Here is a 14015-nt window from a genome sequence, read left to right on the forward strand (position 1 = left end):
CAACCTTTTATTTCGTATATCGATATACAATTGATTCATATGGTCTTAAGTTAAGATTTGTAATATCCTTGCTTGAATCTTTATAATTTGACAATAATACTTCTTGTTTCATTCCATCTAATTGAACATTACCTGGTACAGAATATGTTATTTCTTCTCCATAGAAGTTATTTATAACAAGTAGTACTTCATTCTTTACAGTACGAGTATATGCCCAAATCTTAGAATGATTTTCATCTAAAATAGCATATTCCCCTTCTGTAATTACATCATAAGTTTTTCTAAGTTCAATTAACTTTTTATAATGATAAAATACAGATTCTTTCTCTTCTAACGCTTTTTCTACATTAATTTCTTCATAACTATCAGCCACTGAAATCCAAGGTGTATTTGTTGTAAAACCACTGTTCACCTCTTCATTCCACTGCATTGGAGTACGGGAATTGTCACGAGATTTTTGTTTTAAAATCCCTATAATCTCTTCTTTTGATAATCCTTCTTCTAGCTTTATATCATATATATTTAACGATTCCACATCACGATACTGCTCGATGGACTCGAATTTAGGATTCGTCATACCGATTTCTTCCCCTTGATAAATGTAAGGTGTTCCTTGCAACATATGCATAGCTGTCGCTAACATTTTAGCAGATTCATTTCGGTACTTACCATCATCACCAAAGCGTGACACAATGCGGGGCTGGTCATGATTACACCAAAATAACGCATTCCATCCCTCGCCCTTTTGCATTTCAATTTGCCAATTAGACATAATTTCTTTTAATTTAATAAAATCAAAATCAGCTTTCGTCCACTTATCACCATTGGGATAATCCACTTTTAAATGATGGAAACTAAACGTCATACTTAGTTCATTACGCTCTGGGTTTGAATATTTAATACAATTATCAATTGTCGTAGATGACATTTCTCCAACTGTAATTACATCTTTCCCTTCAAAAACATTTCGGTTCATCTCTTGTAAATATTCATGGACGCGTGGACCATCCGTATAATATTTACGCCCATCACTTGTAGCCAGGGTGCCTTCATCACTTAAAAATCTTTGATCTTTTGAAATTAAATTAATAACATCAAGGCGGAATCCTTTTACACCTTTCTCCAACCAAAAGCGCATCATATCGTACACTTCTTCACGAAGGTTTTCGTTTTCCCAGTTTAAATCAGCTTGTGTCTCATCAAATAGATGTAAAAAATATTGCTTAGTTTTTTCATCGTACTTCCAAGCTGATCCACCAAACTTAGACTGCCAGTTATTTTTTTCATCACGCCAAATATAATACTCACGATACGGACTATTTTTGTCTTTGCTCGCCTCTTTAAACCACTTATGCTCCGTCGAACTATGGTTTACAACAATATCGAGCATAATCTCAATATCACGTGCTTTCGCTTCTTCTAAAAGCTCTTCAAACTCTTCCATCGTTCCGTAAGATGGATCAATACTGTAATAATCACTTACATCGTATCCATTATCGTTTTGTGGTGATTCGTATATCGGTGTTAACCAAATATAATCCACTCCGAGTTCCTTTAAATAATCTAGTTTCTCTGTAACTCCTTTTATATCACCGGTTTCTTTATTGTAGTAACTATTAAAGCTCTTCGGATAAATTTGATAGACTACACTTTTATGCCAATCCTTCATGTTTAACTTCCTCCTACTTCTGTTTTACTCGTTTTGCAAATAACCATGTTAACGTAAATGGAATTACAACCGCGATAATCATCCCGACAATAAATATTGGAATCGATTTCGGAATGATAGAAATAAATGCTGGTAATCCGCCAATCCCGATAGCAGGTGCTAATACACCATTTAAAGTAATGAATATCGCCGCAATAGCAGATCCAATGATCGCTGCATAGAACGGGAATTTATTTCGTAAGTTTACACCGAACATCGCTGGCTCCGTAATACCGAAGTACGCTGAAATTGCTGATGTTGATGCCATACTTTTATCATTTTGACTTTTAGAAATCCAGAACATCGCTAGTGCCGCACTACCTTGTGCAATGTTAGAAAGAGCAATCATTGGCCAAATAAATGTACCGCCGTGCTGCGCGATTAATTGTAAGTCGATTGCAATAAACATATGATGCATTCCTGTAATTACAAGCGGTGCATATAATGCTCCAAATAATATTGCCCCAAGTGCTGGTACCGTTTCATATACTCCTACTAATCCGGCTGTTAATAAATCTCCAATATGACGTGTAACTGGACCGATAATCCCTAATGCTAATACACCCGTTACAACGATTGTTGTAATTGGCACAACTAATAATTGAATTGCGTTTGGCACATGTTTCTTTAAAAAGATTTCCACTTTACTTAATACGAATGCCGCTACTAAAACCGGCAGGATTTGACCTTGATATCCTACCTTTTCAATTTGGAATAACCCTAAAATATCGAAGTACTCAATCTTTTGTCCCTCTAAACCAGTCGCTGCTTTTCCATAATCCCACGCGTTTAATAAGGCCGGATGCACAAGCATTAATCCCATAACAATACCTAGTATTGGACTACCACCAAAACGTTTCGTCGCTGACCAACCAACAAGTGCCGGTAAGAATACGAATGCTGTATTGGCCATCATATTAATTAAGTCCCAAAGCCCGCCTAAGTTCGGATAAACATCTAATAAATTTTTACCATCAAAAAATAAGTCCTTTGCCCCTAATAAATTGTTAATCCCCATCAGTAAACCAGCTGTTACAATCGCTGGTAATATCGGCATAAATACATCTGAAAATACTTTTACAAACTTTTGAACTGGATTTAATTTTTTATCTCCTGAACCTTTTACGTCAGCTACCGTCGATTCTTCCATACCTGCAAGCGTTATCAATTCAGCGTATACTCGATCGACATCACCTGGACCAATTACAATTTGAAATACCCCAGCGTTATGAAACGCTCCCTTTACTAATGAAACAGACTGTAATTTATCATTATCTATTTTATTTTCATCTTTTAAAGCGATACGTAGCCTCGTTACACAGTGCGCAGCTTGTTCAATATTGTCTTTCCCACCAATATACTGCAACACTTCTTCTGCTGTTTTACGATAGTCTTTCCCCATATTCCCGTCCCTCTTTTCTTTTTTTGATACCGTTTACACTTACATATTAACTCGTATATATAAGTTAGTCAACACTCGTATATATAAGTTGATGATTTTTTTTATAAATAAAGAGATGGAACGATTATTTCGCTCCATCTCTTTATTTTCTTCGCGCCACATCCGAAAAGTGAAAAATATCTAAACGGTGACGTGATTCCGTATATTCGAACTGACTCCCATCGTATAAATGAGTAAAGTTTTTTACAACGACAACATAGTCTGTTCCATTTAAATCTAAATACTTTCGGTCATCATCTGTACATGGTTGTACTTCAATTACCCGCTGTGAATAGCTAATATGTAGCCCTAATTCTTTCTCAATGTATTTATAAATCGATGCAGTTGCAATTTCTCTCGTTAATCCTGGAATATACTCCGATACAAAATGGTTTATATCTAAAATTACTTTTTCTCCATCAATATTTCGTACACGTTTAATATGATCTATTTCCGTTTTTTCTTTCACGTTTAATAACTTTGCTACATCTTGTGTCGCTTTCATTTTCTCTATTTCCACGACTTCTGTAATACAGTAACGTCCTAAACGCTCATTTTCTTCTTGAAAACTTACAATACCACCAAAGTTAAATTCAATGTTTTTGCGCTTTAATACAAAAACACCTTTTCCGTGTATTTTTTGAACATATCCACGCTCTTGCAATAAATCTACAGCTTTTCTTACAGTACCCCTACTTGCCTCATACTGCTTCATTAATTCCGTTTCTGATGGAATTTTACATCCTTCTTTTAATTGTTTATTATCAATAGACTTGCTGATTTCTGTATAAATTTGTTCATACTTACTCATCATCTACAATAGCCCCTTGTCACCTTCTAATTCTATATGTATTATACCATGCTATACTCTTCTGCCAATCTCTCACTTATTTTCCAGTACAAGAAAACTATAGGTAAATATTTAGTCTCTAAAACGTATTTTTATAAATTTTTTTATATTTCTCTTTTCATTCAAAAAAACATGTAGTATACTAACTTCAAAATCAGAGGAGAAAGGGAGCAAAAAACTATGCTTACTTATACAACTGTAGTTACATTTGCACAAAAACATCATCATCATACTTAACCCTTGAAACCTAGCGGAAAAATTACGCGTAGGTACAAGGGTTATTCCCATTGTACCTACGCTTTGGCAAAGAGCCATGTAGGTATTTTTTATCTACATGGCTCTTTTTTTATTGCAAAAAATGCTAGTAAAAAATGATGTTTAAGCAAAACTTACTACAAAGGAGTTAACAAAAATGGAAACGAAAAAATGGGGATTATGGATTTTAACAGCTTTTGTTATCGGGAATATGGTTGGCGGTGGCGTATTTATGCTCCCAGCAAATTTAGCACACGTATCAGGTCCAATGGGATCTACACTTGCATGGAGTATTACAGGACTTGGTGTATTTATGATTGCACTCGTATTTGGAAATTTAGCAATTCGTAAACCAGAATTAAAAGCAGGACCACAAAGTTACGCCCAAGCAATGTTTACCTCCCAAAAGGCAGGTAAAGTTGCAGGATATAGTATGGCTTGGGGGTACTGGGCTGCTAACTGGGCTGCTACAGCATCTGTAATTATTTCCTTTGCAGGATATTTATCAACATTCTTCCCAGTTTTACAAAGTAAGCAAATTCTCTTTTCAGCAAACGGATTTTCATTAGAACTTGGAAAAGCTTTAACCTTCATAGTATGTAGTATGATGCTATGGGGAATTCAATATATTCTTTCTCAAAATATTGATAGAGCAGGAAATATGAACCTTCTTGCAACAATCGCAAAAATCATCGGATTTACAATGTTTATTGTAATCACATTATTCATTTTCAATGCCTCTAATTTCGGGGACGGTCAAACATTTATGAATGAAGCTGGACAACCTATTTCGTTGGGTGGACAAATAAATTCAGCTGCTATTGCAACACTTTGGGCGTTTATCGGTATTGAGTCAGCAGTTATGCTCTCTAACCGCGCAAAATCTCAGCACGATGTTAAGAAAGCTACGATTTTCGGATTAATCATCGCTCTTCTTATTTACATGGCAATTACTCTATTAACAATGGGTGCTCTTCCACAAGACGTTTTAAAAGAGTCTCAAAAGCCATTAGTAGATGCATTAAATTTAGCAATTGGTACTAAGGGTGCTTATATAATGGCCTTACTTGCACTCGTATCTTTATTCGGCTCTACTGTAGGATGGATCGTTGTTAGCTCAGAAGTACCTTACCAAGCAGCAAAAAATGGGGTTTTCCCTAAGTTTTTCGGAAAAACAAATAAAAAAGGAAGTCCTTCAAAATCATTATTTATTACAAATGTGATGACACAAATTTTCTTATTTTCAACGATTTCTGGTACTGTTTCCGAAGCATATAATTTCGCTATTGTTGTAGCGACATTAGCATATTTAATCCCGTACCTTGTTTCTACCTTGTACCAGTTAAAATTAGTTATTACGGGAGAAACGTATGATATAATGCCTGGATCTCGAATAAAAGATGGGATCATTACTGCACTAGCGTTTTTATATTCCATTTGGGTTATTAAAACAGGAACTGCTGATTTAAAAACGTTCTTCTTAGGAATTGGGTTGTTTGTATTAGGCCTTATTCTTTATCCAATTTTAATGAAAGATTCACAAAAAAAATAATAAAAAAGAGAAGCTTTCCGCTTCTCTTTTTTTTATTAAAAGTCAGTTAATAACTTTTCTTTTAGTTCACCTACATCTAACGGTTTCGCATAATAAAAACCTTGTACAAAGTCGCAACCCATTGATTTTAATAAACTTTCTTGTTCTACCGTTTCTACCCCTTCAGCAACCACTAATAAATTTAAACTATGGGCAATTTCAATAACCGATTTTACAATCGTTCGCTCTGGCTGTGCGTGATCATAATGAAACTCACGAATAAAATTACGATCAATTTTCACAATATCCAGTGGTAGTTTTTTCAAATAATATAATGAGGAATACCCTGTTCCGAAATCGTCTAAAGCGATTAAAATCCCCATACTTCTTAATTCTTGTAATGTAGCAATAATATAATCAAAATGACGTACAGCTATACTTTCTGTTATTTCTAATATTAAACGATTTGGCGGAAACCCTGTTCGCTTCAATATACTACGAACAGATAAAATAAATCGTTTTTGCATCAATTGTTGTATTGATAAATTAACAGATAACTTCAGTCCCTCTTGATAATCTGGCAAAGTTTTAAACAATCGACATGACTTTTCTAGTACCCAGTCTCCTAGTTTTATAATAAGTCCACACTCTTCAGCTACAGGTATAAATTCACTTGGTGAAATAGGACCTTCTTCTGTATTACAGCGTACTAAAGCCTCAATACCAGTACATTTCTTTGTTTTTAAATCAATAATGGGCTGTAATGCCACTTTTAATTCTTCGTCATGAATTGCTTTTTGCAAAGCAAACTCTATTTTCATTCTACGATTTATTTTCGCACGTAATTCATCTGTAAAGAAGCACGCCCCATTTCTTCCTTGCTCTTTCGCACTATACATGGCTAAATCTGAATTTTTCAATAACGTTTCGACGTCTTTTCCATCTTGCGGATAGGAACAAAGCCCTAGACTGGCTGAAATGTATACTTCATGACCTTCAAGCATAAATGGTGCTTGAAAGCATGACAACACAGATGTCGCTAACTGCCTCATCCCATCTTGTGTATGTTTGTTTGTTAATAGTACAAATTCATCTCCACCAAGCCTAGCCAGAACATCTTTATCTCCTAGTACGTAATGCAATCGTGAAGCGACTTCACTTAAAAGTAAATCTCCTATCATATGACCTAACGTATCATTCACTAATTTAAACCGATCTAAATCAAAGTAAATCATACCAAACTCTAGTTTCTCTGCAATCATCTTATTTACAGTCGTAATTAACTGTAAACGGTTTGGTAAACTTGTTAACGCATCGTGATAAGCAAGTTCCCTATAACGACTTTCGCTTAATCGTAATCTTTGCTCTGCTTCTTTCCTACTACTTATATCATTTCGAATTGCAATAAATTGATAGGGTTCTCCCTTTTCATTTAAAAATGGAACAATTGTTGTTTTAACCCAATAATACGTACCATCTTTTGCTTGATTTCGAATTTCCCCCGTCCAGACTTTTCCACTCAAAATACGCTTCCATAGGATTTGAAAAAATGCTTTCGGATGATATCCGGAATTTAAAATACGGTGATCTTTTCCTATTAACTCTTCTCTTTTATATTTTGAGATTTTACAAAATTTATCATTCACATATGTAATAAGACCATTTCGGTCTGTAATAGCAACAATTGAAGACTCATCTAATGCTAATTTTAAATCTTGCAATGAAGAGTCATATAATGCATGACCTCTTTGTTCTAGCATGCGCACCTCTCCTTGCTTCCTATCTGACTAAAACACAATTCGTTTCTCTTCATAGAAATAGAGATATTTCATTTTCTAACAATATGCCTTCACATAAAGTGAAACTTTAATCAGTGGGGTTTTGTCCATCCCCCACTGATTATTAGCCTTCACCAATCGGGCTTTTACGGGCAGTTATCTCCCACCTAACTTCCTCGCATTCACCGAATTTTGAGGTGGGAATCTTACTGCCCACAAATAGCGGGATAAATAACAAATTTTTTCTAAATAGGCCGATTAAAATAACATAATATTATTTATAAAAAAAAGCAATATAGTGCTGTTTTAATTATAGTAGAAGCTTCTCATCTCTCTGCTTATTTAAGCTTATTATACAGTATTCCCTTACATTTTTTTACTTTTTTAAGCGACAATTTCATCACTATTAGCCTCTGCTCCCTACTAACATTGCCTCACACCTAATCTCTTTTATTTCATGAAATGTTAAGATATAAATCTAACTGCCGATACATAATGAAATAGAGATTAAAATACAAAATGCAACGATTCACGAATAATAATATAAAGTGAAACTTTAATCAGTGGGAGTTTTGTTCATCCCCCACTGATTATTAGCCTTCACCAATCAGGATTTTACGGGTAGCAGGGCTTCCACCTGAATTTTGAGGTGAGAGTTCTACCGCCCACAAATAGCGGGATAAAATCAAAATTTGCATTTAATATACTGTATTACAATAACAAAATATTAACATATTTTCACCTTAATTTTGGAAGTATTTTATAAATAAATTATTAAACTAAAAAAAGAGGATATCCTCTTTTTTTAGTTTAATAATTTGAATACGGTATTTGCTGATAACCTGGGTATGGTGCCGGATATGGTGCTGGGTAAGTTACTGGATACGGCGCTGGGTAATATCCCCCACCACTAGCTGCACCTGTTAACGCTCCAGCTGTAAGTCCTCCTAATACTCCACCAGCAAAACTTCCTGGAAAGAATCCTCCCCCCCACGAGCCGCCACCCCAGCTGCCGCCCCAGCCGCCGCCGTGATGGTGGTGATGATGATCATAATGATTGTGTCCACCATGGTGATGATGTCCTCCCCCACCATGATGATTACGATAATATCCTCCGTGATTTAGCATATAGTTCATTTCTCTTCCTCTCCTTTTCAATTTCCCTACTTTAATATGTGTTGTATGAATAGTAAGGATACTGTTGATAATCCGTATAGTATGGATAACCATATCCGCCATAACCAAACGCAGGACTAAGTAAAGCCCCTTCCGGGAAAGAATCCTCCTCCCAAAAATGGAGAATGTACAAATCCACCAAATGGAAGACCATACATTTTATTCATCCCCTTTTCTATATAAAAATGTAATAATATACTGTATGTAGGACAAATGCGGAAAGCATGGGGAAAATGTCTATATTTTGTAAAAAAAACAAAACACTTTATAATAAGAATATCAGATTACACCTTTTATATAAGAAGTCTATATTTAAGAAAGATTAGAGGAATTTTATAGAAATGAAGAAGCCTATCGTTCAATTATTATTAATATTTACAATCGTATCTATCGTTCTTTTCCTATTAAATACATCGGTTATTTCGTTATATACGTTTGTTGGTGCTCTATGGTCCATCACAATCGTAGGAATTTCATTCGTTATTTTTATCGAAAACAGATCACCCCAAAGCACCTTAGCGTGGTTTTTAGTATTAGCACTTCTTCCTGTTGTAGGTGTGCTTTTATACTCCCTCTTCGGTCGTAGCCGTTGGAGAAGAAAAAAACATCTTCATCGTTCAGAAGAACAAAGAAAATTATTCCGTGAAATATTAGAAGGAAGACGACTAGAACTGTCTCTTACAGTTCCATTACATGAGCGTTCTATACATTTAACAGACGTAGTACAAAGATTTGGAGGCGGCCCTGCCGCAGATAGAACGACTACAACACTTTTAACAAACGGAGATCAAACATTTTCAGAAATTCTGCACGCTATTGAGCATGCAGAACACCATATACATATTCAATACTATATTTATAAAGCCGATGAGATTGGTACAAAAGTTCGGGATGCTTTAATAAAGAAGGCAAAATCCGGGGTTATTGTACGCTTCCTTTATGATGGACTCGGAAGTAACACGTTAAGAAGACGATTTTTACAGCCTATGAAAGAAGCTGGAATTGAAATTGTGGAATTTGATCCTATTTTTTCAGCTTGGTTACTTGAAACAGTCAATTATCGTAACCATCGTAAAATTGTTATTGTGGATGGAGAAATTGGATTTACTGGAGGACTCAACGTCGGTGACGAATATCTCGGCCGTTCAAAGAAATTTCCCGTTTGGCGTGATAGTCATTTAAAAATAGAAGGAAAAGCATTATATAAATTACAAGCAATCTTTCTAGAAGATTGGCTCTATGCCTCTAGTGGTTTAAGTAACTATTCTTGGGATCAATTTATGAATGTACAATACTTCCCTGGTAAAGAAATTTCGAGTGCAGAAGGTGCTGTTCAAATTGTAGCAAGTGGACCAAGCTCAGATGATAAAAGTATTCGTAATACATTACTAGCTGTTATGGGCTCTGCCAAAAAATCTATTTGGATCGCTACGCCATACTTTATTCCAGATCAAGAAACTTTAACATTATTACGCTTAAGTGCAATATCCGGCATAGATGTACGCATTTTATATCCAGGTAAAAGTGATAGTATTATTAGTGATCAAGCATCTCAATCCTATTTCACTCCACTTTTAAAAGCTGGTGCTTCCATTTACAGTTATAAAGATGGTTTTATGCATGCGAAAATTGTACTCGTTGATGATAAGATCGCAACAATTGGAACAGCAAATATGGATGTACGTAGCTTTGAATTAAATTATGAAATTATTAGTGTACTTTATGAATCAGAAACCGTTCATGATATTAAACATGATTTTGAAGAAGACTTTAAGCATTCCACTGAAATTAAATGGAACTCGTTCCAAAAAAGAAGTATCAAAAAACGAATATTAGAGTCTTTCATGCGACTCATTTCTCCTTTGCTATAAGCAATCAATATAATATTGATTGCTTTTTCTTTTACATTTCCCCTCTCTCCTTTTCTTTGCATACCATATTAAAACAAGTTATCATAAGATGTATTACTTTATGAAAATAATGTTAGGTGGGAAATACATGTTAGAACAATTTCATATACACGCTGATTTAAAACAACAGCTCTCAGCCCTTCACGAAAAAAACAAACAAGAAGCTGGCGAAAATGCACATTTAATTGGAAAGAAAATATATAAAGCATCTGATAACAGCATTATTGAAGATGCCATTACAGCACTTTTACTTGGTAAAAACATTCTACTAAAAGGACCAACTGGTAGTGGTAAAACAGTACTAGCGGAAACTCTTTCTTCTTTATTCCAAAAACCAATGCATAGCATTAACTGTTCTGTCGACTTAGATGTAGAAGGTATTTTAGGATACAACACATTACAAACAAAAGAGGGTGCATCTGAAGTTACATTCGTTAACGGTCCTCTTATGAAGGCAATGAAGAACGGTCATTTCTTATATATTGATGAAATCAATATGGCAAAACCTGAAACATTACCACTTCTTCATGGTGCGTTAGATTATCGTAAAATGATTACAAACCCATTTACACAAGAAGTTGTATACGGTGATGACGAATATCGCGTAATTGCTGCGATTAACGAAGGGTATGTTGGGACAAGCGAACTAAACGAAGCGTTAAAAAACCGTTTCGTTATTATTGAAGTTCCTTACATTCAAGGTGATACATTAAAAGAGCTATTACTATCTGAATCAAAATTAAATGATGTTGCAACAATTGAAAAGTTCGTTGCATTCGCAAGCGATCTTATGCCTTTAGCTCGTGATGGACGCGTAAGTGAAGAAGCAGCTAGTATTCGTGGCATTATCGATGCATGTGATTTAGGTGTATATATTCCTGTTATGCGTGCAATTGAACGTAGTATTATCGCAAAATTAAACGATGAAACAGAACAAATGACTGTCCGTGAATTAGCAGAAAGTTATTTCTTTGAGGGATAATTCATGAGACAAATTTTTAGTGACAAAAAAATTGATGCGTCGCTGTTTCTACAAATGGAAAACTTAATGTATGCTCTTCTAAAAGAAGACGATGCCTATCTTGAGTATGGCTATAAAGCATACTACGACGAAATTGAAAAAAAGGTTGTCATTAGTCACTTTTGGGATGATCGAAAAGAAGAGGATACAGTAATCGGATTAAAAAGCGAAGTGTTCTTAAAGGCACTTGGTAATAAACATTACTCGGACATGACTTTAATTCGTTCTTATGCGATTGAATTACAAGAATCGCCTCTAAAAAAGTTTTTAACACAATTATTTGTTCTATTAGAAGATTTACGTGTTGAGGAAATCGTCAAAAGTTTACGACCTGGCACAAAGCATATTTTTAAACGCCGAAAAGAAATGTATCGCAATTACTTTGGCTCACAAAATGAAATAAATCGTGTTCGTAACTATCACGGTGACCGTCTATTTTGTCTATGCTATCTTTCATTAACGAGTGATAAATATGAAATGTTTAATAATGAATATTTCGAGCAAATTGAATCAATTTTGCATGAAACATTCCAAGCTCGTAATACGGAAGATATTATGTATATCGTTGAGAAAATTCGCTATCGCTTAGAAGGACTTCTTGAAAGTGATATGCTTAATAATTATTTCGGACATGCCCCGCTTTACTTATCTGTTATTGCAGATGAGAAAGACAGTCGCGCTGAAAAATTAGCAAATGATGATACGCAGCTCCTAGATGACGATGATAACAAAAACAAAATGGATGAAAGCTTCTCGACATGGCACCGTGAAAATAAAAACAATGAAAACGAGAACTTTTTACGCTTTGAATTAGAAAGCGGAACAAAAACAAATATGATGGGTGATACTGCTCGTGAATCGGAAGATGGTGACCAAGCACTTGGTTCTGTACAAGGTACTTCCCAAAAAAGTACACAATCTAACTTTGATGGTGCTGATACAGAGGAAGCAAGAGCGTCTCATGCTTCTAGCCAAAACGACGGTGCATACGGCAAGTATAATGTGGGAGCTTCTCATACATTTAAAGAAGCTCGCAAATCAAATCCTGATGAGAAAAAAGATTACCAAGCTATCAAATCAGTCGTTAATAAAGATGTAAAAGAGTTAAAGAAAATTATCGAAAAAACGATTGAAAACAAAACGAATGCAAATAGTGATAAATATTACGGAAGACTTCGTAAAAAATTCCTTCGTATTTATACTGAAAAGCAGCCGCGTATGTTTTATAAAAAAGGGCAAGAATCTCAAGAATTAGACGTTGCATTCCAACTATTAGTGGACTGCTCTGGTTCTATGTATAACAAAATGGAAGAAACAAAGAAGAGTGTGGTCCTATTCCATGAAGCTTTAAAATCTTTAAAAATCCCGCACGCTATTAGCGGATTTTGGGAAGATGCTTCTAGTGCTAAACCTGAAGATAAACCGAATGTTATCCATGAAGTTGTTACGTATAAAAACTCAACATTACCAAACGTCGGTCCAGAAATTATGCAACTTCGCGAAGAAGAAGATAACCGCGACGGGTATATTATTCGTATCGTTTCTGAAAAGCTTGCGAAAAGACCAGAAAAACATAAATTCTTACTTGTCTTTACAGACGGTGAACCTTCTGCACTAGACTATCAACAAGACGGAATTTTAGATACGCACGAAGCAGTCAAACTCGCTCGTAAAAGTGGTATGGAAGTAATCGGCATCTTTATCGAAGAAGGCGAAGCGAAAGAAGCGACGTATCAACTAATGAAAAACATTTATAACCATCACTTCTTAGTTGCAAATCATGCTGAAGATTTACGCCTGAAGATTAAACCATTGTTGAAGAAACTATTACTGAAGACGATTGAATAGAAAAACAGGAGCCTCGTGGCTCCTGTTTTTCTTCGTTAACTTACTTTGTTTCTGGTTGAAACTTGTATGGAATGGAAACTTCTAATAATAATTCGAACCCTCCATCATAGTATGGGAATCGCTCATTCGCGATTTTTCTATCCACCCACTCGATTGCGGAAATTTCTCCTTCATCTTCTGCACGAAGTTCACCTGTTACTACATTTGCTCGGAATGTAAAAAATAATGCATGATGCCCTTTCTCTTCAAAAAACTTCTCATTTATTGCAACAAGTCCACTGAGTGTAGCAGCTAAACCTGTCTCTTCTTTCACTTCTCTTACTAGTGCTTCCTCTAACGTTTCACCTTTTTCAACAGCCCCGCCCGGTAGTGACCAAACGTTTTGTTCTACATTATGTACCATTAATATTTTATCTTTTTCGCTATCGTATATTAGTGCATATACAACATCAACTCTTTGCATGTTGCTTTTCTCCCTTCATAAAAAAAAGAGCCAA

10 protein-coding genes are annotated in these 14015 nt (G+C 35.2%); 4 read left to right on the forward strand and 6 right to left on the reverse strand.

Annotated features, from left to right (window positions below; translation table 11 throughout):
* Positions 1-7: 7 nt before the first annotated feature.
* The 3 genes from treC to treR form a co-directional block, all read right to left on the reverse strand.
* Positions 8-1669: an alpha,alpha-phosphotrehalase gene (treC, locus tag MKX77_RS20980; protein ID WP_341307701.1), complete on the reverse strand. Its 1662-nt coding sequence runs from the start codon at positions 1667-1669 to the stop codon at positions 8-10.
* 13 nt (positions 1670-1682) lie between these two features.
* Positions 1683-3110 carry a PTS system trehalose-specific EIIBC component gene (treP, locus tag MKX77_RS20985; protein WP_341307702.1) on the reverse strand — a complete coding sequence of 476 codons (1428 nt, stop codon included), beginning with the start codon at positions 3108-3110 and terminating at the stop codon, positions 1683-1685.
* 142 nt (positions 3111-3252) lie between these two features.
* A complete protein-coding gene (gene treR, locus MKX77_RS20990) occupies positions 3253-3963 on the reverse strand; it encodes a trehalose operon repressor (protein ID WP_341307703.1) in 711 nt (236 codons plus the stop codon).
* A gap of 448 nt (positions 3964-4411) precedes the next feature.
* Between treR and MKX77_RS20995 the strand changes: the two genes are divergently transcribed.
* On the forward strand, positions 4412-5806 hold the full coding sequence (locus tag MKX77_RS20995; protein WP_215555219.1) for an amino acid permease: 1395 nt from the start codon (positions 4412-4414) through the stop codon (positions 5804-5806).
* A 35-nt stretch (positions 5807-5841) separates the two neighbouring features.
* Here MKX77_RS20995 and MKX77_RS21000 read toward each other — a convergent pair whose 3' ends face one another.
* Together MKX77_RS21000 and MKX77_RS21005 are read right to left on the reverse strand one after the other, a co-directional pair.
* Positions 5842-7545, reverse strand: a complete 1704-nt coding sequence (locus tag MKX77_RS21000) for a putative bifunctional diguanylate cyclase/phosphodiesterase (protein ID WP_215555218.1) — start codon at positions 7543-7545, stop codon at positions 5842-5844.
* Between the two features lie 828 nt (positions 7546-8373).
* Positions 8374-8700, reverse strand: coding sequence for a hypothetical protein (locus MKX77_RS21005; protein WP_341307704.1), 327 nt, complete (start codon positions 8698-8700; stop codon positions 8374-8376).
* 380 nt (positions 8701-9080) lie between these two features.
* On the opposite strand from MKX77_RS21005, the gene MKX77_RS21010 reads away from it, so the two are divergent.
* The 3 genes from MKX77_RS21010 (at position 9081) to MKX77_RS21020 (ending at position 13518) form a co-directional block, all read left to right on the forward strand.
* The gene (locus tag MKX77_RS21010) at positions 9081-10610 is read left to right on the forward strand and encodes a cardiolipin synthase (protein WP_341307705.1); all 1530 of its coding nucleotides are present in this window, start codon (positions 9081-9083) and stop codon (positions 10608-10610) included.
* A gap of 127 nt (positions 10611-10737) precedes the next feature.
* A complete protein-coding gene (locus MKX77_RS21015) occupies positions 10738-11631 on the forward strand; it encodes an ATP-binding protein (protein ID WP_002159316.1) in 894 nt (297 codons plus the stop codon).
* Between the two features lie 3 nt (positions 11632-11634).
* Positions 11635-13518, forward strand: a complete 1884-nt coding sequence (locus MKX77_RS21020; protein WP_341307706.1) for a vWA domain-containing protein — start codon at positions 11635-11637, stop codon at positions 13516-13518.
* Positions 13519-13558: 40 nt separating this feature from the next.
* On the opposite strand, the gene MKX77_RS21025 is transcribed toward MKX77_RS21020, so the two are convergent.
* A complete protein-coding gene (locus MKX77_RS21025) occupies positions 13559-13981 on the reverse strand; it encodes an NUDIX hydrolase (protein WP_341307707.1) in 423 nt (140 codons plus the stop codon).
* Positions 13982-14015: the final 34 nt, after the last annotated feature.

Source organism: Bacillus sp. FSL R9-9410 (genome assembly GCF_038050385.1).
GTDB classification, from domain to species: domain Bacteria; phylum Bacillota; class Bacilli; order Bacillales; family Bacillaceae_G; genus Bacillus_A; species Bacillus_A cereus_U.